The following is a 20,763-nucleotide window of genomic DNA, read 5'->3' on the forward strand; positions in this document are numbered from 1 at the left end:
GCCTAGACGTCGATGGCCTTGTCCGACTGCATGCGCTTGCGCAGTTCGAACTTCTGGATCTTGCCCGTCGACGTGCGGGGCAGGGGACCGAAATAAATGGCTTTCGGCACCTTGAAACCGGCCAGGTTGTTCTTGCAAAACGCAATCAATTCCGCTTCCGTCACCGTGCCGCCTTCGCGCAATTCGACGAAGGCGCACGGCGTCTCGCCCCATTTCTCGTCCGGCTGGGCGATGACGGCGGCGGCCAGTACTTGCGGATGGTGGTACAAAGCGTCCTCCACTTCCACGCTGGAAATGTTTTCTCCGCCGGAAATGATGATGTCCTTGCTGCGGTCCTTCAGCTTGATATAGCCGTCCGGATACATGACGCCGAGGTCGCCCGTGTGGAACCAGCCGCCGGCGAACGCTTCCAGCGTCGCCTTTTCATTTTTCAGATAGCCCTTCATGCAGATATTGCCACGGAACATGATCTCGCCGATCTGTTCTCCATCGGCCGCCACAGGCTGCATCGTTTCCGGATCGAGCACGGCGACGGCGCTTTGCAAGTGGTAGCGCACGCCTTGGCGCGATTTCAATACGGCCCGCTCTTCCTGCGACAGCGCCGCCCACTCGTCCTGCTCCGCGCAGATGGCGGCCGGGCCATACACCTCCGTCAAGCCATACGAGTGGATCAAGTCAAAGCCCATGGCTTCGATCTTTGCCACCATGGCCGCCGGCGGCGGCGCACCGGCCACCATGCCGCGCACGGTCCAGGCTATGCCGTCGCGCCAGTTGGCCGGTGCGTTGGCCAGGGCCGCGTGCACGATGGGCGCCGCGCAATAGTGAGTGATGCGCAATTCGCGCATCAGGTCGAACACGAGCTTCGGTTCGAACTTGCGCAGGCACACGTTCACGCCGGCACGCGCGGCCACGGTCCACGGGAAGCACCAGCCATTGCAGTGGAACATGGGCAAGGTCCACAGGTAGACGGCGTGCTTGGGCATGTCCCATTCCAGGATGTTCGACAGGGCATTGAGGGCCGCGCCACGGTGGTGGTAGACGACGCCTTTCGGGTCGCCCGTGGTGCCGGACGTGTAGTTCAGGGCGATGGCATCCCATTCGTCCGCCGGCGGCTGCCAGTCGTAATCGGGGTCGCCGCTGGCCAGCAAGCTTTCATAGTCGAGGTCGGCAAATGGTTCCACTTCGGGCCCCAGCACGTCGTTGACCTGGATCACGCGCAAGCCGGGAATCTGCGCCGCCATCTGGCGCGCCAGCTCAGCAAATTCCGTGTCGGCCAGCAAGACTTTCGCCTGGCCATGGCGCAGCATGAAGGTCAATGAGGCCAGGTCGAGGCGGATATTCAATGCATTGAGGACGGCGCCAGCCATGGGGACGCCAAAGCTCGCTTCCACCATGGCGGGCGTGTTCGGCAGCATCACGGCCACCGTATCGCCCGTGCCCACGCCCAGCTTGATCAAGCCCGAGGCCAGGCGGCGCGTGCGCGCATACGTTTCTTGCCACGTCTGCCGCACGGCGCCATGTGCAATTGCCAGGCGATTGCCATATACTGCGGCTGCCCTGGCGATATAGTCGAGCGGGGTGAGGGCGGCGTAGTTGGCGCTGTTTTTGCCGAGGCCGGTGTTGAAATCAGCTGTCATGCTTGTCTCCTGGTAAAAGAATCTTGTAGCTCCCTGTTTCGGGATTGATACCGGTTAGCATAGCACCGGTGCTGGAAAATCACTGTCATCTTAGTGACAGGTCTGAAGGATGGAATGGATAGCAACGATAGTGTAGAACGTGCGATGCCGGAATTCGACAGCCACGACTGGTTCGCGGCCCTTGATCCCCGGCATCAGACCCTGTTGCGCGCCGGCAGCGTGCTCCGGCATGTCGAGGCGGGCGCCGTCATCACGCGGCGCGGCGAACCGTCCGTGCACTGGATCGGCGTGCACACGGGCTTGATCAAGCTGGCTGTCTACAACGCCGATGGGCGCGGCGCCACGTTTTCCGGCGTGCCGGCCGGCGGCTGGTGCGGCGAGGGCAGCGTGCTCAAGCGCGAACTGCGCCGCTACGACGTGGTGGCCGTGCGCGCGTCGAGCATCGTTCTCGTGCCGGTGGACCTGTTTCATTTGCTGCTGGCCGAGAGCCTCTCCTTTAACGCCTTCGTCATCCGCCAGCTGAACGAACGCATGGGCCAGTTCATCGCCACCATCCAGAACCAGCGCCTGCTGGCCGTCGACGCGCAAGTGGCGCAAGCCATCGCGCAGCTGTTCCACCCCATGCTATATCCGCGCACCTCCAGCGTGCTTGAGCTGTCGCAGGAAGAAATCGGCTTGCTGACCGGCATTTCACGCCAGCGTGTGAACCAGGCGCTGGGCCATCTGGCCGAACTAAAGCTCATCAGCATTGCCTACCAGTCGATCCGCGTGGTCGACCTCGACGGCTTGCGCCGTTATGGCGTAGCGTCGCTGTGATGACAGACTGCTTGCGCGATGTATGGCATGCTGGCGGCTCGTTCACCATATCGACCTGACGCATGGCCCTCGTTTCCGATCATCCCTTGCATTTGCTGGGCTTGCGCTTTCCGCTCCGGCTGCGCGTCACCGTGCGCCAGGGTTTTGTGACCTTGCATAATGAAATCACGACCAAGAAACTGGCCAGCGGCGACAGTTTCGTCGTGCCCGCCTTCTTGCGCTTTGCCTGCGACGTGATGCCGGGGCGGGGCAAGCCGGCCGTGTTCACCCTGGCGCTGGAGGGCGATGAGCCCGATGGCGGCCACGGCGGCGGCAAGCGCTGGAGCCAGGCGCTGGCACAGCACATCTTTGATACGCCGCAAGGCAAATGGACGGCGGCGCGCCTGGCCACCCTGTGGCAAGTGACGCCGCACAAGGCCAGGGCGCGCCTGTTTGCCGAGGGCGAGGCCTTATTGAGCCTGGTGCGGGAACAGCGCCTCGCGCACGCGCTGCACACGGCGGCGCAAGCGGGCGCCGATGGCGAAGATGGCGGGCGCGACCTGGCGCAAGTGGCGGCCGGCTCCGGTTTTGCCTCGATCCCCGCGTTCTGCGACGCCTGCGTGGATGTGGCCGGCGTGCGCCCCAGCCTGTTCCTGCGCGGCCAGGCGCCCGGATAGCCAGACTCCGTTATAATCGCGCCATGGGATACTTATTGAAGCGCAAACAGTGGCACATGTGGTTCGCCTGCCTGGCGATACTGCTCAATGCGCTGTCGCCGTCCCTGTCCTATGCGTTTGCCTCGCAGCATGCGAACGCGAACAATGCCGCCGTCGACATCTGCTCGGCCAGCGGCGCCGTCTACACGCAGGCCGACCTGGCGCCTGCCGCCACATCCACCACCGGTTCCGTGCTGCACCACATCGAGCATTGCCCGTTCTGCATCAGCCATGCGGGCAGCGTGGGCCTGCCGCCGCCGTCTTCAGCGCCGTTGCCCGTCATCACGGGCCACGACGACTATCCACCCTTGTTTTACCAGGCGCCGCGAGCCCCGTTCGCGTGGCTGGCCGCCAGCCCGCGCGGTCCCCCTTCGGCTGCCTGAACCTCAAGTCACGCCTTCCACGTCTTAACTGTATCCACTACGCCCATCGGGCCGGAATTATCATGAAACGTCGTTTATTCCTTCTCGCCGGCACGGCGGGATTGCTCACGCTTGCCGCTTGCGAACCAGCGCCGAAACCCCATTACAACGGTCTCGACTTGACGGGAGGCGATTACAAGCCCGACTTCAAGTTGAGCGGCCCCGACGGCAAGGTGTACACCCTGGCTGACTTCAAGGGCAAATATGTGATGGTCTTCTTTGGCTTTACGCAATGCCCGGACGTGTGCCCGACAGCTCTGTCGCGCGCGCTGGAAATCCGCCAGAAGCTGGGGCCGGACGCCGATAAGCTGCAAGTGATCTTCATCAGCATCGACCCCGAGCGCGATACCCCCGAGTTGCTGGGCGAGTACATGCGCGCCTTCGACCCCAGCTTCCTCGGCTTGCGCACGGACCCGAAGAACACGGCGCAGACGGCCTTCAACTACAAGGTCTTCTACCGCCGCGTACCGAGCGGCAGCTCGTACACAATGGACCACACGGCCATCAGCTATGTGCTCGATACGGAAGGGCGCATGCGCCTGGGCTTGAAGCACCAGCTGACGGGCGACGAGTGCGTGCAGGACATCAAGACCCTGATGAAATCGAAATACACCTTATAACCATCGCGAGGAAATAATCATGACCCATCTGAAAACCCTGCTGGCCACGACCCTGGCCGTGCTGTCCTTCTCCGCCGCTGCCCAGACTTCCGTGCAGATCACCGACCCGTGGGTGCGCGCCACCGTGCCACAGCAAAAAGCCACGGGCGCCTTCATGCAGATCACGGCGCCGAAAGCGATGCGTTTGCTGGAAGTTCGCTCGTCCGTGGCCGGCGTGGCGGAAATCCATGAAATGAGCATGGCGGACAATATGATGCGCATGCGCCAGGTCAAGGAAATCGCCTTGCCAGCCGGCAAATCCGTCGAGCTGAAGCCGGGCGGCTACCACGTCATGTTGCTGGACCTCAAAGCACAGGTGAAGGCGGGCGACAAGATTCCGCTGACTCTCGTCGTCGAAGGCGAAGACAAGCGCCGTGAAACCATCGAAGTCAATGCCGTGGCCCGTCCGCTGGGCGCCACCTCGGCCCCGATGCCGGCGATGAAGCACTGATCACCATCATTCTGGCCAGAAGCCCGGTTCGCCGGGCTTTTTTGCGCCCGCCTGAAAGTTAAACGGTTGTTTGATATAATTCCGCACAATATTAAACAGCTGTTTAAGTGATGGGAATGGCATGACGCAAGACAAGGGAAACGAAAGAGAAAGCGAACCGGCGCGCGCGCGCATCCTGCAGGCGGCGGTCCAGCTGTTTGCCGATGAGGGCTACAAGCTCGCATCCGTGCGCAGGATCTGCGAGGCGGCCCACGTCAACGTGGCGATGGTCAATTATTACTTTCATGGCAAGGAAGAGCTGTACCTGGCCGCCTTCGACCATGCGCGCGCGCTGGCGCGTGCCTCGGCCGCTGCCGCGCCGGATGCGGGCCCAGTGGTGGCCATGGCGCCCGTGGAACAGTTGCGCCTGGCGATAGAAGCGATGGTATGCGACATGCTGCGCCCGGGCGCGGCTTCGCTGTTCAGCCGCCTGGTGGCGCGCGAACTGATCGAGCCGACGGCCGCCATCCACCTGCTGGCCGAACGCGACGTGCGCGCGCACCATGCGCTGTTTACTGGCTTGATCCGTGGCGTGGTGGGGGAGGCGATGCCGGACGACGTGGTGCAGAAATGCGTGTTCAGCGTGATCGGCCAGGCCGTGTTCTATGCCCGTTCGCGCATCGTGCATGAGCTGGTGGCGCCCGAGATCACCTATGACGAGGCGGGCACCGCCAGCATCGCCCGGCATGTCGCCGCCTTCTCGCTGGCGGCCCTCGATGGCTTGCGCCGCCTGCATGTTGCGCAGGAGCTTGCATGAAGACCAGAAACCTGACTCTCGTGCTGGCCGGGCTGGCCATGCTGGGCCCGTTCGCCACCGATACCTTCTTGCCGTCGTTCCCCGCGATCGGCACGCATTTCGACGTCAGCAGCGTGCTGGTGCAGCAGACCCTGAGCGTCTACCTGGCCGCCTATGCCTTCATGACCTTGTTCTACGGCACCTTGTCCGACTCGTTTGGCCGCCGTCCCGTGATCCTCGCTTCCCTGCTGATCTTTGCGGCCGGCTCCATCGGTGCCGCGTTCGCGCCCAGCTTTGGCTGGCTGCTGTTCTTCCGCGGCATGCAAGGCGCCTCGGCCGGGGCGGGCAGGGTGATCGGCCAAGCCATCGTGCGCGACAGCCTGTCGGGCGCGGCCGCGCAAAAGATGCTGGCCAATATCATGATGGTGTTCGGCATCGCGCCCGCCATCGCCCCCATCATCGGCGGCTGGCTGCATGTGGCCTACGGCTGGCAATCGACGTTCGTGTTCACCTTTTCCGTCACCGTGCTGCTGTTGCTGGCCTGCCTGAAAGGCTTGCCGGAAAGTTTGGCTGTCGAGCAACGCCAATCTTTTCACCCAGGCAACATCGCGCGCAATTACTGGCTGGCCTTGCGCCATCGGGCGTTCCTGCTGCGTTCGCTGGCCGTGGCCTTCGCCTTTGGCGGCTTCGCCCTGTACATCGCGTCGGCACCGCATTTTATTTTGGAACTGCTGCACCTGCCGGAAACGGCGTTTGGCTGGATGTTCATCCCCATGGTGGCCGGTCTTGTGCTGGGTTCTGCGCTGTCGGGCAGGCTGGCCCACGCGGTGAAAAGCACCGTGCTGGTGCGCTGGGGCTTGCTGGCCATGGCGGCCACGGGCGCGCTCAATATTGCTTACAACCACTGGTTCGCGGCCAGCATCCCGTTCGCCGTCGTGCCCGTGATGCTGTATGCGTTCGGCATGTCGCTGGCCTTGCCGGGCATGACCATGTCGACGCTCGACATATTCCCCCAGATGCGGGGCCTGGCCGCCTCCTTGCAAAACTTCGTGCAAATGCTGGTGTTTGCGCTGGTGTCCGGTTTTGTCGCACCATTGCTGTTCGACAGCGCATTCAAGCTGGCGCTGGGGCAAGCCTCGGCCGTGGCGCTGGCCGCGTTTTTCTGGTGGCTGGGCACGCGCCAGAACGCGGCGCACGGCGCGAAAGGGGTTATCAAAACGGCATGAGCGGGGTTTGAAAAGGTAGGCATGCTTCCTGCTTTGTTACACTGTGACAATCAGACCCCTGCTGCGGCAGCGCAGCACCCGCGTGGGTCTAAGCAGTTTTGCAACTTTACCTTTGGCTATCATGCACTTGATTAACTCCAGTTTGAACCACGCCTTGCGCGTGCCGCTGGCTGCGGAAATCCACTCGCGGCCGTTTTTGCAGCTCGACGCCCCCGAGCTGATCACCCATCTGGCCGTGTATAAAGATGACAGCGCGGCGCTGGGCGCCTCGAATATGGCGGTCCAGCACGCCACCTTGGCGGCCCTGTGCACGCATTTCGGCGTCACGCCGCCCGCTGCCGAAGCCAAGTACTTCTATTACGACTTTGGCCGCTTCCGCCTGAAATGGGAATGCCACACGGAATTTGCCACGTTTACCTTCGCCGAGCATCCTGGTGCCGCCTTGCCCCTGGAACAGGCGTTCGAGCGCATGCCGCTGGAGCAATTGCCGCAGCAGTGGCTGGTGGGCTTGAAGGGCAAGCTGATGGTGGCGGCCCACGTGGTGCTCGAGCAGGCGACCGAGCCTGCCGAGATCTTCATGCAGGGTTTGTCGCGCGTGTTCGAGGGCAATACCCTGGCCGGCAGCAAGGTGCTGCAGGGCGGAGAGTTGTGGACGGATTTCACGATCCAGTCGGACGGTTTCAGCCGTTTCGTCATCCGCGATGCGGGCATGCGCTCGCAGCAGTCGGGCCGTTTGGTGCAGCGCGTGCTGGAAATCGAAACCTACCGCATGATGGCCTTGCTGGGCCTGCCCTACGCCATGCAGGCGGCACCATCGTTGAACGCCATCGAAAATGAGCTGGCGACCCTGGCCGCCGCCATGGTCGACACGGACGACGCGCCTGGCCTGGCCAAGAGCGACGACGGTGTCTCCGAGCAAGCCTTGCTCGACCGCATCACGCGCCTGGCCGCCCGCATTGAAAAGCTGTCACTCGACAATAGCTACCGTTTTTCCGCCTCGAAAGCCTACATGGGCCTGGTCAAGGCGCGCATCGACGAGTTGCGCGAAGTGCGCATCGAAGGCATCCCGACAGTTGAGGAATTCATGGACCGCCGCCTGACGCCCGCCATGAATACATGCGAAGCGATGGCCAGCCGCCAGGAAGCGATGGCGCAGCGTATTGCCAACACGAATGACTTGCTGCGCACGCGGGTGGGCATCGTGCAGGAATTGCAGAACCGGCAAATCCTGCAATCGATGAACGCCCGCGCCGCGCAGCAGCTGCGCTTGCAGCAAGCGGTGGAAGGCCTGTCGGTTGCCGCCATTTCCTATTACGTGATCGGCCTGTTCAGCTACACGGGCAAGGCGGCCAAGGTGATGGGGCTGCCCGTGAATCCGGAAATCCTCGTCGGTGCCCTGGTGCCGTTCGTGGCGGCCGCCGTCTGGCTGGGCCTGCGCCGCATGCACCACAAGCTGCACGCGGACTGAACAGGACGACGCTGCGCTGTCATATTTGCTATCTTTCAACATTCGACCGTCAGGTGTTTTGAAAGGAAGTTGCGTGCTACCGAATGTTGGCGATGTTTACAGTGTGTTTTCGTCCGAGCTGCAGCAGTATGTGGCTTGCCAGGTCACCCGCATCAAGGATGCGTCCTCGTCCAGGCCGGTAGCTGCCGTGCTGGAGCTGGACTGGACCGGCGACGCCTTGCCCGATGCGGCGGCCGTACAAGCCATGCGGCCGCTGCTGTGCGACTATTTCTTCTGGAATAATCGCCACGACCACTGCTATGCCACGGCAAACGTGCCGCCTGGCCATACCCTCGTGGGCAATATCGCGCCGCTGGTCGATGTGGAAGTCAACAGCTACCGCAGCGGCTGGAACGTGGGCGACAGCGTGCTGCGCCAGCGCAACTGGGAGCGCATCGACCCGTTGCGGCGCCAGCAATTCAAGGCGGCGTCGGACGAGCGTGAAGTAACCGTCGGCGGCCAGGTCTTGCGGCAGGACGCGACGAAAATCGATGACAGTGTCTTGCAGGCGCTGGGCGACATATCCGAGCTGGAGCAACTGCCTTGCCTGATGTCGATCGAGACCTGCGAAGGCACGCAAGCCTTGATGGAGTTTATCCAGGGCAATCCCTTCATCAATGAGCTGCAGTGGCAGTCATCGACGGTGCATGCGCTCGATTTCAGCGGCAGCGGCTTGAGCCGGCTGATCCTGCAACCCGATGGCGTTACCAACCTGGTCTTGAACAAAGGCTTGAGCTTGCTCGCGTTGCGCGGCGCGCCATCGCCGGCGCTGCGCATCAACGATGGCGCCGATGGCCGCCATCTGACACTGCAGTGCACGCAGACGCTGCCGCCGTTCCACGGCATCGAGCAACTGGGCGGCCTGTCGCTGGTCAGCATGAAAGAGGTCGACCTGGAGCAAGTGGCGCGGCGCTTTCCCTATCTGACGGCCTTGCGCATCTGGGGCAAGCCGGGGCTGGCGTCGCATATGGCCAGCCTGGCGCAACTGAGCCAGCTGCGGATGTTCACCGCCTATGACCTGTTCGGTTACACGGCGGAGGAGTTTCCATCGGCCACGCAATTGCCGCAGCTGTCGGCCTTGTGGCTGACCAGCTTGCCCGCCGATGTGGCCAAGGCCATCAAGGCCGGCTACAAGAGGGCGGCGGCGCTGGGACTGGACTTGTCGGTGACCAAGGCGCGCAAGCCGGAATGGCTGGCGGACAACCTGCTCAACCCCTTCCGCGACTGGGATGGCCGCGAGCATATTTCCCCCGCGTATGCGAAAAAGGCGGCGCTGGCCTACAAGAACATGCTGGCCGTGACGCGCGGCATCGATGTGGCCATGGAGGCGACGGCGGCGACAGCCGCGCTGGAGACGATGGTCACCGCCTATGTCGATGTATTCAACAAGATCGAGCGGCGCGCGAGCATCATCGAGACGGTCGAGCGCGAGGAAATCTACTCGGTGCTGGCGGAACTGCTGGCGCAGCTGGCCGGGCAGGGGACGGTGCTGGTTGATGAGGCGGCCTTGCTGGACCTGTTCGATCGCTTGCGGGAATTCTAATCTCGTTGCCAATCCAGAAAAAAAGTTCTAGACATAGAGTTCTAGAATCGGTATTCTGGCGGCATGTTAAAAAATACCTCCACTCCCCATCCCACGGCCGCCGAACTGGACCTGCTGCGCATCTTGTGGCAGCGCGGTCCGTCCGACGCCCGCGCCGTGTATGACGCGCTGGCCGCCGAGCGTGCCGACGCCAGTTACGCCACCGTGCTACGCCAGTTGCAGCTGATGCATGGCAAGGGCTTGCTGAGCCGCGATGAAAGCCAGCGTCCGCAACTGTATGCGGCCGTCGAAGCGCAGGAAAAGTTACAGACCAGCTTGCTCAAGGACTTGATCGGCAAGGTGTTTTCCGGTTCCGGCAAGGCGCTCGTGCTGACGGCGCTGCGCGAGCACGTGAGCGACGCGGAACGCCTGGAAATCGAAAAAATCCTGCGCAGCAAGGATGGCGGCGCGCCATGAACCTGGACATGGGCTTGGGCGTTGAGTTGGGCAAGCTTGTCCCTGCGCTGGGCTGGGTCCTGCTGTATTTTGTCTGGCAGGGCGTGATCGTCGGCGCAGTGTCCGCCGTCCTGCTCTGGCTGCTGCGCCACGCCAGCGCGCGCTGGCGCTATGCCGTGTGCGCGCTGGCGCTGCTGCTGTGTCTGTGTATTCCCTCGCTCCACCTTCTGTCTCTGCTGTCGGGCACATCGCCAGCCCAGCTGGCGGTAGACGCGCCGCCGGCCTGGCGCGCCGCGCTGCAAGCGTGGATGCCAGCCCTGGTGCTGGCCTGGAGCGCTGGTGTTGGCCTGATGAGCTTGCGCCTGTGCCTGGGCCTGGCCTGGGTCGGCAAGCTGCGCCGCCAGGCAGTAGCCGCCCCGGCCGTCTGGCAGGCGCGCCTCGATGCGCTGGCCCTGCGCATGGGCTTGCAGCGGCGGCCGCCGCTGAAGCTGCACGCGGGCCTGGCCAGTCCTGTGACGGTGGGCTTTTGGCGCCCCGTTATCCTGCTGCCGGCCGCCTTGCTGAGCGGCATGCCCGTCGCCTTGCTCGAAGCGCTGCTGGCGCATGAACTGGCCCACGTGCGGCGCTGGGATTACCTGGTCAACCTGCTGCAAAGCGTGGCCGAGGCGCTGCTGTTCTTTCACCCTGTCGTCTGGTGGCTGTCGGCGCGCATGCGGGCCGAGCGCGAACAGGTGGCCGACGCCCTGGCTGCGCAAGCGCTGCAGGATCCGCAGCGGCTGGCCACGGCGCTGCATGCCTTGTCCCTGCAGACGGCGGCGCCGCAGCACTCCGGCTTGCTGATGTCGGCCCGGGGCGGGGCATTGCTCACGCGCATAGAACGCTTGATGGCGCCCGGCCTTGATACCGGCAGCTGGAAGATGGCCGTGCCCGCCTTGCTGCTGGCCTGCGCCACCTTGCTGCTGCAGACGCAGGGCAAGCCCGAAGTCAGCGGGGCGATCCTGGCCGAAGCCGCAGCCGGCATGCTGGACTTGCCCGTCAGCGCGAAACACATGCTGGTGTTCGATGACGCCAGCGGCAAGGTGCTGATGGCGAAAGACGCGGACGCCGTCGTGCCCATCGCCTCGATCACCAAGCTGATGACGGCCATGGTGGTGCTCGACGCGGGGCAGGATAGGGGTGAGCAGGTGCGCATCGTGCGCGCCGATGGCGATGCGTCCTTGCAGCGCCACAGCCTGCTGGCCGATGGCGTGGCCGTGTCGCGCGGCGCGCTGTTGCAACTGGCGCTGCTGCCGTCCGAAAACCGCGCCGCCGCCGCGCTGGCGCGCACTTATCCTGGCGGCAGCGCGGCTTTTAATGACGCCTTGCAAGCGAAGATCCGCAGCCTGGGCTTGCGCCGTACTACCTTGCTGGACCCCGTCGGCAGTTCGCCCGCGAATACGTCCACGGCCAGCGAGGTGGCGAAGATTGTCGCGGCCGCCGCGCGCTATCCGGACATCGCGCGCATCACCAGCCACCCGCAAGCGAGCGTGGCCGTCAATGGCAAGACACGCACCTTGCACAACACCAACCCGCTGGTCGGTGGCAAGGGCTGGGACATTGTGCTGTCCAAGACGGGCAGCAGCCACGAGGCGGGCAGCTGCCTGACGATGCGCATGCGCAGCGGCGGCAAGCACGTCACCATCGTACTGCTGGACGCCGACGGCGCACAGCGGCGCTCGCTCGACGCCGGACACATCCGCGACACCCTGGCCGACAGGACCGGTCGCATGCATTGATACCCCCCCGGGGCGCGCCAGTGCGGGCGCCCTTTTTTTACACTCTGGAGATGAAGATGACACTATTGGCGAAGTTGATGCTGGCTACGGTTGCGACCATGGCGGCTGGTACGGGGCAGGCGAAGACGCCGGCGACTGTGCAGGATAAACCGGTTAATTGCGACAATTGCAAGGAATGGAACGCGCCCGCCAAGCCGTTCAATGTCTTTGGCAATACCTGGTATGTGGGCACGGCCGGCCTGTCCGCCGTGCTGGTGACGAGTCCGCAGGGCCATATCCTGCTCGACGGCGCGCTGCCGCAATCGGCACCATTGATCATCGCAAACATCAAGGCGCTGGGCTTTCGTATCGAGGACGTGAAATACATCCTCAATTCCCACGCGCATTGGGACCATGCGGGCGGCATCGCCGCGCTGCAGCGGGCCAGCGGCGCCACCGTGATGGCCAGCGCAGCGGCCGCCCCCGTGCTGCAAAGCGGCACCAATGGCAAGGATGATCCGCAGTACCAGGCCAATCCCGTCGTGCATGTCGCCAAGGTGAGCAAGGTCAGCCTGTTGGCCGAGGGCGATACCGTCAAGCTGGGACCGTTGACCCTGACGGCCCACATGACGCCGGGCCACACTCCCGGTGGCACGACGTGGACGTGGACGTCGTGCGAAGGCCAGCGCTGCCTGGACGTCGTGTATGCGGATAGCCTGAACCCATATGCGAGCGGCGATTTCCGTTATACGGGCAAAGGCGCGGGCAAAGGCGGCGCGCCCGATATTTCGGCCTCGTTCGAAGCGAGTATCGCCAAGGTGGCTGCCTTGCCATGCGACATCATCATCCCCGTCCATCCGGGCACGACGGATGTGCTGGGCAAGGCTGCCAAGCGCAGCGGTAAAGATAATCCCCTGATCGACGCCAACGCCTGCCGCACCTATGCGGCCGAAGCGGGCGGCTTGCTGGCCAAACGCCTGGCGAAAGAGCGGGGCGAGCCGGCGCCTCTTGACGCCAAGGGTGCCGCGCACGTGCATTAAGTTTTTTACTCTGCCGCCTGGCGCTGTTTGTGCAGGCGTTTCAGGAATACCGTCATTTCCTTGTCGGCTTGCAGGTCGCCTTGCTGCTGGGCCACTGTCACGCCGGTGGTCCAGGCGGCCTGCGCTTCGTCCAGCCGGCCCAGCTGGTGCAAGGCCTTGCCCAGCAGTTTCCAGGCGGCGGAATAGCCGGGCTGCTGCACGGTGGCTTGCGCCAGGTGCAGGGCCGCTTGCTCGGCGTCATGCTCTTTCAGGCAGGCGTCGCCCAGGCCAAAGCGCAGCAGCGCGTTGTCGCGCCCCTGCGCCAGCAGTTTTTCCAGATTTTCACGCATCAAGAGCCCCGTTAATATGCAAGTTTATTCTTGCATATTAACGTTTCCTCTTGCAAGTAACAAGCCCGCGTTCAATCCCGCATCTCCACCACCAGCTTGCCGCGCGCGCTGCCGTCGATTTGCGCCGCGTGCGCATCGTGCGCCGTGTGCAAGGTAAAGCGGCGTGGATCAAGCCGCACCTGCAGCTTGCCCGCCTCGATCAGCTTGTTGGCTTCGCGCAGGATGGCGCCATGGCGCGCGTGATGCTCACCGCTCAACAGGGGCAGCAGGGTGAACACGCCCGAGTACGTCGCCGCGCGCGCCGTCAGCGGGCTCAGCGCGAACGTGCCCCAGCCGAGGCAGCTGACGACGTGGCCGCCGTAGAGGCGTGCCGCCTGGAAGCTGGCGTCCAGGGTGGCGCCGCCCACCGTGTCGTAGACGATGTCGAAGCCGGCGCCGCCCGTGTATTCGGCCACGTAGTCGTCCACCGTGCTGGTCCGGTAATCGATGAAGCGCGCGCCCAGCGCCTCGATGGCGTCGCGGCTGGCGGCGCTGCCCGTGGCAAACACCGTGGCGCCAAGGGCCACGGCGAGCTGCACGGCCATGTGGCCCACGCCGCCCGCGCCACCATGCACGAGCACACTGTCGCCCACCTTCACGTGGGCACGATCGACCAATCCTTCCCAAGCCGTGATGAAGACGAGGGGCAGGGCGGCTGCTTCGCGCATGCTCAGCCCAAGCGGCACGGGCGCCAGCAGCGCGGCGTCAAAGACGCCGTACTCGGCCAGCGAGCCCTGGATGCCGCCGATGCCGCCCGCCATGCCATACACTGTTGCGCCAACGTGAAAAGTCGTCACGCCATCGCCGACGGCTTCCACCGTGCCGGCCACGTCGATGCCGAGGATGGCAGGCAGGCGGGGCCGGGCGTGCGGGGCGGCGCCGGCGGCGATTTTCGTGTCGAGCGGATTGACGCCGCTGGCAGCGATACGCACGAGGACTTGCCCGGGGCCGGGCTGCGGCACGGGAACGTTTTCGATGGTCATGGGGGCGGCAAAGCTGGTGAGGACGAGGGCTTGCATGGTGTTCTCCTGTGGTTGATGCTTCAGTCTAGGCGGTGACGGCACAAAGAAAAACAGGGCGCGGCCCCATGCACTATTTCGATATCGTGGATAATCATAGGCAAACGGGAGGGGAATGCATGGACAGGCTGGAAGCGATGCAGGTGTTTTGCGCCGTGGTCGAGGCGGGCGGCTTCAGCAAGGCGGCGCAGCGCCTGGGCATCTCGACCTCATCCGTGACGAATCAGGTGGCGGCGCTGGAAAAACACTTCGGCGTGCGCCTCTTGCAGCGCACCACGCGCAGCATGTCGCTGACGGCCGAAGGCCGGCAATGCCACGCGCAGGCGCGCCAGATGCTGGCCGATATGGCGGCGCTGGAGTCCAGTCTTGAACAAGCGGCCGGGAAACCATCGGGCAGCTTGCGCGTGGATATGCCCAGCAGCATCAGCCGCAACCTCGTGGCGCCCGCCTTGCCCCGCTTTACCGCCGCCTATCCCGACATTTCCCTGCGCCTGACCGTCAGCGACCGCCTGGTCGACATGGTGGAAGAGGGTATCGATGTGATGCTGCGCATCGGCGAACCGCAGGATTCGTCGCTGGTGGCGCGCAGCCTGCTGAACATGGATTATCTGTGCTGCGCCTCGCCCGCCTTTGTTGCTCGGCATGGCCTGCCGCGCACGCCGCAGGAGCTGGACCAGTTTGCCTGCCTGCATTTCCTGTATCCGAAATCGCGCCAGGTGCGGCCGTGGCTGTTCCAGGCCATGGAAGGAGAGGCGGGCGCTGCCGCGTATGCACACACGCCGCCGGCCGCCTTGTCCTTCGACCATGTCGAATCGATGATCGCCGCCGCCCAGGCCGGCTGCGGCATCGTCCAGGCGCTGTCCGTTTCCGTGCTGCAGCCGCTGCGTGAGGGCAGCCTCGTGCCCGTGCTGCAACCGTTCCGCACGCGGGGGCCGGGCCTGTGGGCGCTGTTCCATCCGCGTCAGCTGCGCGCGGCCAAGGTGCAGGTGTTCGTGGAGTTTTTGACGCAGATGTTTGATGAAGGCTTTAATGAGAATTGATTATCAATTATAATGCAAGCCTATTGCATTGAATTGCCCATGTCAGGAATCCCCATGTCCGTGTTTTTACGCCGCCCCGTGGCGCTTTTTCTGGCCGCCGCCAGTCCCCTGGCGCTGGCAGCCGACCCTGCCGCCGACCAGCCCGACGCGCAGGACGTCGTCACCGTCAAGGCGGAGCGCCAGCATTACCGCAGCCTGTCCGCCACGGGCGCCACCAAGACGGACGCCTTGCTGATGGACTTGCCGCAAAGCGTGCGCGTGCTGACAGGCGACCTGCTGCGCGATGCCGGCGTGACGACCCTGGCCGGAGCGCTGGACCTGGCCAGCGGCATTGCAAAACAAAGCCCGCTGGGCGGCCTGTGGGACAGCTACGCCATGCGCGGCTTCACGGGCGACCCGAATTTCGGCTCCGACTACATGGTCAATGGTTTCAGTTCCAGCCGCGGCTACAACGGCATGCGCGACGGCGGCAATACGCAGGCTGTCGAAGTGCTGAAAGGCCCCGCATCGGCCCTGTACGGCCGGGGCGAGCCGGGCGGCACGGTGAACATCACGACGAAAAAGCCGAAGTTCGCGCCTGAATACAGCGCCGATGTATCGCTGGGCAGCTTCCAGACGCGCCGCGCCGCCCTGGATTTGACGGGACCGTTGAGCGACACCATCGCCTACCGTCTGAACGCGGCACATGAAGAAGGGCACAGCTTCCGCGATACGGTGAAAGTCGAGCGCAGCCTGTTTTCGCCGTCCTTCCTCTGGCTGCTGGGCGAGCACACGACCGTGTCGTATGAAATCGAAGCCGTGCGGCAGCGCGCGCCATTCGACCGCGGCGTCGTGGCCGTGAATGGCCAGCTGGGACTTGTCCCCGTGTCACGCTTCTTGGGCGAACCAGGCGACGGCCCCATGACGGTCAAGTCGCTGGGGCAGCAGCTGTTCATCCACCACGTGCTGTCCGACGACTGGACGGTGCAGGCGGGCGCGTCCTACCGCGACAGCGAATTGCGCGGTTATTCAACCGAGGCGAACAGGCTGCTGGCCGATGGCCGCACCCTGCAACGCCAGCGCCGCCACCGCGATTTCTCGGCCACCGACGTGTCGGCACGCGTTGAAGTGCTGGGCAAGTTCAGGACGGGCGTGCTGGCGCACGAAGTGCTGGCCGGCGTCGACGCCTATCATTTCGACGACCACCGGGTGCAGCTGCGCCGCAATCCCTCGGCCGCGAATGCCTATGCCATCGATATTTTCAATCCCGTGTACGGCGGCAAGGCCGATCCGCTGGCCCTGTCCATCGATACGCAGGAAGGGCAAAGGGCGCGCGGCCTGTATGCGCAGGACCAGATCGACCTCGGTGCGCAATGGAAGGCGCTGGTTGGCGTGCGCCACGATACGTACACGCAGGACGTGACGAATAATCGCCTGCAGGTGAGCAACCGCCAGTCGCTGTCGGCCACCAGCCCCCGCGCTGGCCTCGTCTACCAGCCGACGAAGGCGTGGTCGCTGTATGCAAGCGCGGCCAAGGGCTTCCGGCCCAACAGCGGCATCAGCATAGCCAACCAGGCGTTCCCGGCCGAGCGCAGCCGCTCGTATGAGCTGGGCGCCAAGCTGGAAACGGGCAAGCTGACGGGTACCGTGGCCGTGTACGACATCCGCAAGAGCAATGTGCTGACGACCAATCCCGCCAACACGGACTTCGCCATCGCGGCGGGCGAGGTGGGCAGCCGGGGCCTGGAGCTCGACGTGTCGGGCGAAATGGCGCGCGGCTTGCGCGTCTCGGGCGTCTATGCCTACACCAACGCCACCGTCACGCGCGGCGACAATACGATCGTGACGGGCAGCCGCTTCGCCAACGTGCCGCTCCATAGCGCCAACCTGCTGGCCACGCAGCAATTCGCGCTGGGCACGGGCACGGCCAGCGTGGGTGGCGGCCTGCAATACGTGGGAGAGCGCCTCGGTGACGTGGCCGTCAGCAGCAAATTTACCTTGCCGGCCTACACGACGGCCAAACTGCTGGCATCGTATTCGCCGACGGCGAAACTGCGCCTGGCCCTGAACGTGGAAAACCTGTTCAACCGCAGCTACTATGCGAGTTCGTATAGCCAGCTGTGGGTGGCGTCGGGGGCCGAGCGTATGGTGACGTTGAATGCGCATTACAGGTTTTAACTGTGGCCCTCTGTACATGCCACAGAATTGTTCGAAACCAGCAGCATAGAGCCGGGGTCAGACCCGCCGGGTCTGACCCCAGTTTTTGCCTGTGGGCTGAAATAACACTGTCGACTCACTAAAGTTTTTACATCAACCAATGACCACTCCCCTGACTTCCCCCGCCATCCTGCGCGCCCGCATCGCCGTCATCGACGTCATGCGTGGCCTCGTCATGCTGATCATGCTGTTCGACCATGTGCGCGAAACGTTCTTTCTGCATCACCAGGTCAGCGACCCGATGGATGCTGCCCACGTCGACCCGGCCCTGTTCTTCACGCGCCTGGCCGCCCACGTATGCGCGCCCATGTTCGTCTTTTTGACGGGTTTGTCGGCCTGGCTCTATGCGCATCCGGCCGCCGGTCCGCGCAGTGCTACCGGCTTTTTGTTCAAGCGGGGCTTGCTGCTCGTCGTGCTGGAACTGGTGTTCGTCAACTTTGCCTGGATGGGCACTTTCACGCCGGCGATCCTGTATCTGCAGGTGATCTGGGTCATCGGCCTGGCCATGATGGCGCTGGCCGTGCTGCACAAGCTGCCGTTGAAAGTGCTGGTCGTGCTGGGCGTGGCGATTATCGCCGGCCAGCATTTGTTTACCTGGCTGCACGCGGAAGAGGGCAGCCTTGGCTACTATCTGCTGACGGTGCTGCTGCAACGCGGTTATCTGGTCGCCGATGGCGCCATGAAAATCAAGGTCAGCTATCCGCTGCTGCCGTGGATAGGCGTGATTGTGCTCGGCTATGCAGCCGGGCCCCTGTATGCGCGCGGGCTGTCTGCCGAAGGCCGTCGCCGCCTGCTGCTGGCGCTGGGCGGCGGCAGTTTGCTGCTGTTGGCCGTGCTGCGCGGCTTCAATATCTATGGCGAGACCTTGCCGTGGGGGGCCGGCGACACGGCCTTGCGCACGGCGATGAGCGTGCTGAACTTCACCAAGTATCCGCCGTCGCTGGACTTCCTGCTGTTCACCCTGGGCCTGGGCTTGCTGGGCATGGCCTGGCTGGAAAGCGTCGATAACTGGTTTACGCGGGCTTGCGCCACCTTTGGCGGCGCGCCCATGTTCTATTATTTGCTGCACCTGTATCTGCTGCTGGCCATCGGCATCACCTTGACGGCTGTGCTGGGCGCCAACCATGGCAACCGTTATGGCGTCGAGCACATCTGGCAAGTGTGGCTGATCGCGCTGGCCCTGATGCCCGTGCTGTATTTCCCTTGCCGCGCGTTCGCCAGTTACAAGCGCACCTCGAAGCAGGCCTGGGTGCGCTACTTCTGAGCTCGCCTATTTGCAGTAGAGGCGGTCAATGCTGTGCGGCGACGCCAGGTAATGCCGCGTCTGCCAACCGATGGCCACCCGGTAGGCGCACGGCGGATCGAGCGCCACGTTGACGGGGAAGCCGCCATTGTTGCCCGATAAATGAGGCCCGCCCGCGCCGCCACGGAACAGATAGTTGCTGGACGGTGGTGGCGGCGTGAAGCTGGCGGCCGGCAGCGGTGGCGGCGGATGCGTAATGCCGTTGTTGTTGGAAATCGTGACATTGAAAAAGCGCAGATGCGGGTGGTCTATCGTGTACAAGATATGCACGAGGCCGCCCGCGATGGGATTGCAGGCATTGCTGCGCAGCTCTTCCAGGTCCAGCGCCACGATGACGGGCGAGTTGTCGAAGACGATGGAATCGAGCCCGTCCGTGGACACCAGCGCCAGGCTGATGCCGTCGCGCACTTCGAAGCCCAGGCGGTAGCGGCGTATCGGTTCGCTCTCGGCCGCCGTCAGGCTGCGCCCCGCGTCGAGGATGGGCAAGCCGCCCGGCAGCTTGGCCGGGTGCAAGCTCGTGATGGCCGGCGTATTCACGGTCAGCAAGTCGAACGTGCGCAGGAAGATGTTGGGCGCCACGTTGACGATGGCCGTCGTGCCGTCGCGCATGTCCACGGTGACGGGCTTGCCGTCCACCCGTATCCAGCCGCCCGGTTTCAAGTCGCCCGCATCGATGATGACGGGCGCCGAATCGCCGAGACCCAGTCCATTCGTATAAAACACATAGCCGACGTGCGTGCCGAGGATTTGCGTCAACGGCGCCAGGCTGGCGGGCGCGACCGGGGGGATGGCCGTCGGGTCGTCGCTGCCGCCGGGCCAGGACCATTCGCCGATGAGGAAACGGTATTCGAGCGGGTTCGCGGGAATGGCGCTGTTGCGCAGCGGGCAATTGCCCTTCAGGGTGACGCCGCCGGCGAATACATACGAGGCGCCGGGGCCGCCTGCATAGCCTTGCGCGGAAAAGCCGGCCAGCGAGGGAAACGGGTGGATGTCGAAGATTTCCACCTGCTGCCAGTGGGGCACGCCTTCCACGTCGGGCGGCAAGACTTCTTTCGAGCACAATTCCACGCAGAAACAGTGGCCCACGTTTTCGCGGCCCGGCTGGCGCCCGTTGGCCTGCGTTTCCGACAGAATGGCCACGCTGCCCAGTTGCGCCGTGAAATACACGTCGGGGCCGCTGGCGAACTCCACGTTGATGAACGGTGAAAACGGTGTGAGCGTGAAGTCCGACGTCAGATAATCGATGCGGAAGCGCCCGCTGGCGTCCGTCACCGCGACGCCGAGCGCATCGTCCTGCAGCCAGTCGGCGTCGAAGGCCCGCACGGTGGCGCCGGCGATCGGCGCGTGGGGAGCGTCGCAGGTGCGCAGGCGGCCGCAGATGGTCCAGGCGCCGAAGCGGGCGCGCACGAGGCACCAGAAGCGTTGCGGCAGGCAATAGTCCCAGATGGCGAGATAGTCGTTTTCGGCCTGGCGCCAGCGGGGCTGAATGGTGGTGATGGAAAACTGCAGCGGCACGGGGTCTTTCGGCCCCGGTTTCAACCGCGGCACGGTAGGGCACAGGATATCGACTTCCACGGCCTCGCCCTGGTAATCGCCTGCCAAGGTGAAACTATAGTTGCCGTCCTCGTCCGTGCGCGCTTCGGCCAGCAGGAACGGTGCTTTCGCCTGCACCTCTTCTTCCGTGAGGATGGCGAAGGTTTCCTTGGCGCTGGCCATGGCCAGCGCCGTGACGTTTTGCGACTCGCGCGGCCGGTACAGGCGCACGATGACGTGGGACAATGCTTCAGGGCACTCGGCACAGATCAAGCCGCATAGCTTGCCTCTCAGGATATAGGCCATGATGGCTCCCTTGCTGATGTGGACGGCGCGCCGCTCGG

19 protein-coding genes are annotated in these 20,763 nt (G+C 64.1%); 15 read left to right on the plus strand and 4 right to left on the minus strand.

Features of this window, described 5'->3' with window-relative positions; genetic code table 11:
- Positions 1–2 precede the first annotated feature (2 nt).
- On the minus strand, positions 3–1,637 hold the full coding sequence (locus tag JAB6_RS21040) for an acyl-CoA synthetase (protein ID WP_070304372.1): 1,635 nt from the start codon (positions 1,635–1,637) through the stop codon (positions 3–5).
- Positions 1,638–1,751: 114 nt separating this feature from the next.
- On the opposite strand from JAB6_RS21040, the gene JAB6_RS21045 reads away from it, so the two are divergent.
- The 12 genes from JAB6_RS21045 (at position 1,752) to bla (ending at position 12,960) form a co-directional block, all read left to right on the plus strand.
- Positions 1,752–2,453 (plus strand): Crp/Fnr family transcriptional regulator, encoded by a 702-nt coding sequence (locus tag JAB6_RS21045; protein ID WP_175444586.1) that lies wholly within the window; start codon positions 1,752–1,754, stop codon positions 2,451–2,453.
- A 62-nt stretch (positions 2,454–2,515) separates the two neighbouring features.
- On the plus strand, positions 2,516–3,109 hold the full coding sequence (locus tag JAB6_RS29415) for a hypothetical protein (RefSeq protein ID WP_070304374.1): 594 nt from the start codon (positions 2,516–2,518) through the stop codon (positions 3,107–3,109).
- A gap of 35 nt (positions 3,110–3,144) precedes the next feature.
- Positions 3,145–3,531: a DUF2946 domain-containing protein gene (locus tag JAB6_RS29420; protein WP_175444587.1), complete on the plus strand. Its 387-nt coding sequence runs from the start codon at positions 3,145–3,147 to the stop codon at positions 3,529–3,531.
- A 62-nt stretch (positions 3,532–3,593) separates the two neighbouring features.
- Positions 3,594–4,190: an SCO family protein gene (locus JAB6_RS21060; RefSeq protein ID WP_034757529.1), complete on the plus strand. Its 597-nt coding sequence runs from the start codon at positions 3,594–3,596 to the stop codon at positions 4,188–4,190.
- A gap of 19 nt (positions 4,191–4,209) precedes the next feature.
- Positions 4,210–4,680 (plus strand): copper chaperone PCu(A)C, encoded by a 471-nt coding sequence (locus JAB6_RS21065; protein ID WP_070304376.1) that lies wholly within the window; start codon positions 4,210–4,212, stop codon positions 4,678–4,680.
- Between the two features lie 121 nt (positions 4,681–4,801).
- Positions 4,802–5,476: a CerR family C-terminal domain-containing protein gene (locus JAB6_RS21070; RefSeq protein ID WP_070304377.1), complete on the plus strand. Its 675-nt coding sequence runs from the start codon at positions 4,802–4,804 to the stop codon at positions 5,474–5,476.
- Entirely contained in the window at positions 5,473–6,681 is a 1,209-nt protein-coding gene (locus tag JAB6_RS21075; RefSeq protein ID WP_070304378.1) for a multidrug effflux MFS transporter, read from the plus strand. The genes JAB6_RS21070 and JAB6_RS21075 overlap by 4 nt, the downstream gene beginning before the upstream one ends.
- 121 nt (positions 6,682–6,802) lie before the next feature.
- Positions 6,803–8,149 carry a DUF3422 family protein gene (locus JAB6_RS21080; RefSeq protein ID WP_070304379.1) on the plus strand — a complete coding sequence of 449 codons (1,347 nt, stop codon included), beginning with the start codon at positions 6,803–6,805 and terminating at the stop codon, positions 8,147–8,149.
- Positions 8,150–8,222: 73 nt separating this feature from the next.
- On the plus strand, positions 8,223–9,731 hold the full coding sequence (locus tag JAB6_RS21085) for a hypothetical protein (protein ID WP_070304380.1): 1,509 nt from the start codon (positions 8,223–8,225) through the stop codon (positions 9,729–9,731).
- A gap of 63 nt (positions 9,732–9,794) precedes the next feature.
- Positions 9,795–10,187 carry a BlaI/MecI/CopY family transcriptional regulator gene (locus JAB6_RS21090; protein WP_034757543.1) on the plus strand — a complete coding sequence of 131 codons (393 nt, stop codon included), beginning with the start codon at positions 9,795–9,797 and terminating at the stop codon, positions 10,185–10,187.
- Entirely contained in the window at positions 10,184–11,941 is a 1,758-nt protein-coding gene (locus JAB6_RS21095) for a M56 family metallopeptidase (protein ID WP_070304381.1), read from the plus strand. The genes JAB6_RS21090 and JAB6_RS21095 overlap by 4 nt, the downstream gene beginning before the upstream one ends.
- A gap of 56 nt (positions 11,942–11,997) precedes the next feature.
- A complete protein-coding gene (gene bla / locus JAB6_RS21100; protein ID WP_254671721.1) occupies positions 11,998–12,960 on the plus strand; it encodes a subclass B3 metallo-beta-lactamase in 963 nt (320 codons plus the stop codon).
- A gap of 5 nt (positions 12,961–12,965) precedes the next feature.
- Here bla and JAB6_RS21105 read toward each other — a convergent pair whose 3' ends face one another.
- Together JAB6_RS21105 and JAB6_RS21110 are read right to left on the minus strand one after the other, a co-directional pair.
- Positions 12,966–13,289: a tetratricopeptide repeat protein gene (locus JAB6_RS21105; RefSeq protein ID WP_070304382.1), complete on the minus strand. Its 324-nt coding sequence runs from the start codon at positions 13,287–13,289 to the stop codon at positions 12,966–12,968.
- A 71-nt stretch (positions 13,290–13,360) separates the two neighbouring features.
- A complete protein-coding gene (locus JAB6_RS21110) occupies positions 13,361–14,347 on the minus strand; it encodes a zinc-dependent alcohol dehydrogenase family protein (protein ID WP_070304383.1) in 987 nt (328 codons plus the stop codon).
- A 119-nt stretch (positions 14,348–14,466) separates the two neighbouring features.
- Here JAB6_RS21110 and JAB6_RS21115 point away from each other — a divergent pair, with 119 nt between their 5' ends.
- The 3 genes from JAB6_RS21115 (at position 14,467) to JAB6_RS21125 (ending at position 18,847) form a co-directional block, all read left to right on the plus strand.
- Positions 14,467–15,387 (plus strand): LysR family transcriptional regulator, encoded by a 921-nt coding sequence (locus JAB6_RS21115; RefSeq protein ID WP_070304384.1) that lies wholly within the window; start codon positions 14,467–14,469, stop codon positions 15,385–15,387.
- Between the two features lie 54 nt (positions 15,388–15,441).
- Positions 15,442–17,544, plus strand: coding sequence for a TonB-dependent siderophore receptor (locus JAB6_RS21120; RefSeq protein WP_070304385.1), 2,103 nt, complete (start codon positions 15,442–15,444; stop codon positions 17,542–17,544).
- 139 nt (positions 17,545–17,683) lie between these two features.
- A complete protein-coding gene (locus JAB6_RS21125) occupies positions 17,684–18,847 on the plus strand; it encodes a DUF1624 domain-containing protein (RefSeq protein ID WP_070304386.1) in 1,164 nt (387 codons plus the stop codon).
- 6 nt (positions 18,848–18,853) lie between these two features.
- On the opposite strand, the gene JAB6_RS21130 is transcribed toward JAB6_RS21125, so the two are convergent.
- A complete protein-coding gene (locus JAB6_RS21130) occupies positions 18,854–20,725 on the minus strand; it encodes a carboxypeptidase-like regulatory domain-containing protein (RefSeq protein ID WP_070304387.1) in 1,872 nt (623 codons plus the stop codon).
- Between the last annotated feature and the right edge of the window lie 38 nt (positions 20,726–20,763).

It is taken from the genome of Janthinobacterium sp. HH104, from assembly GCF_001758715.1.
GTDB lineage: Bacteria > Pseudomonadota > Gammaproteobacteria > Burkholderiales > Burkholderiaceae_D > Janthinobacterium > Janthinobacterium aestuarii.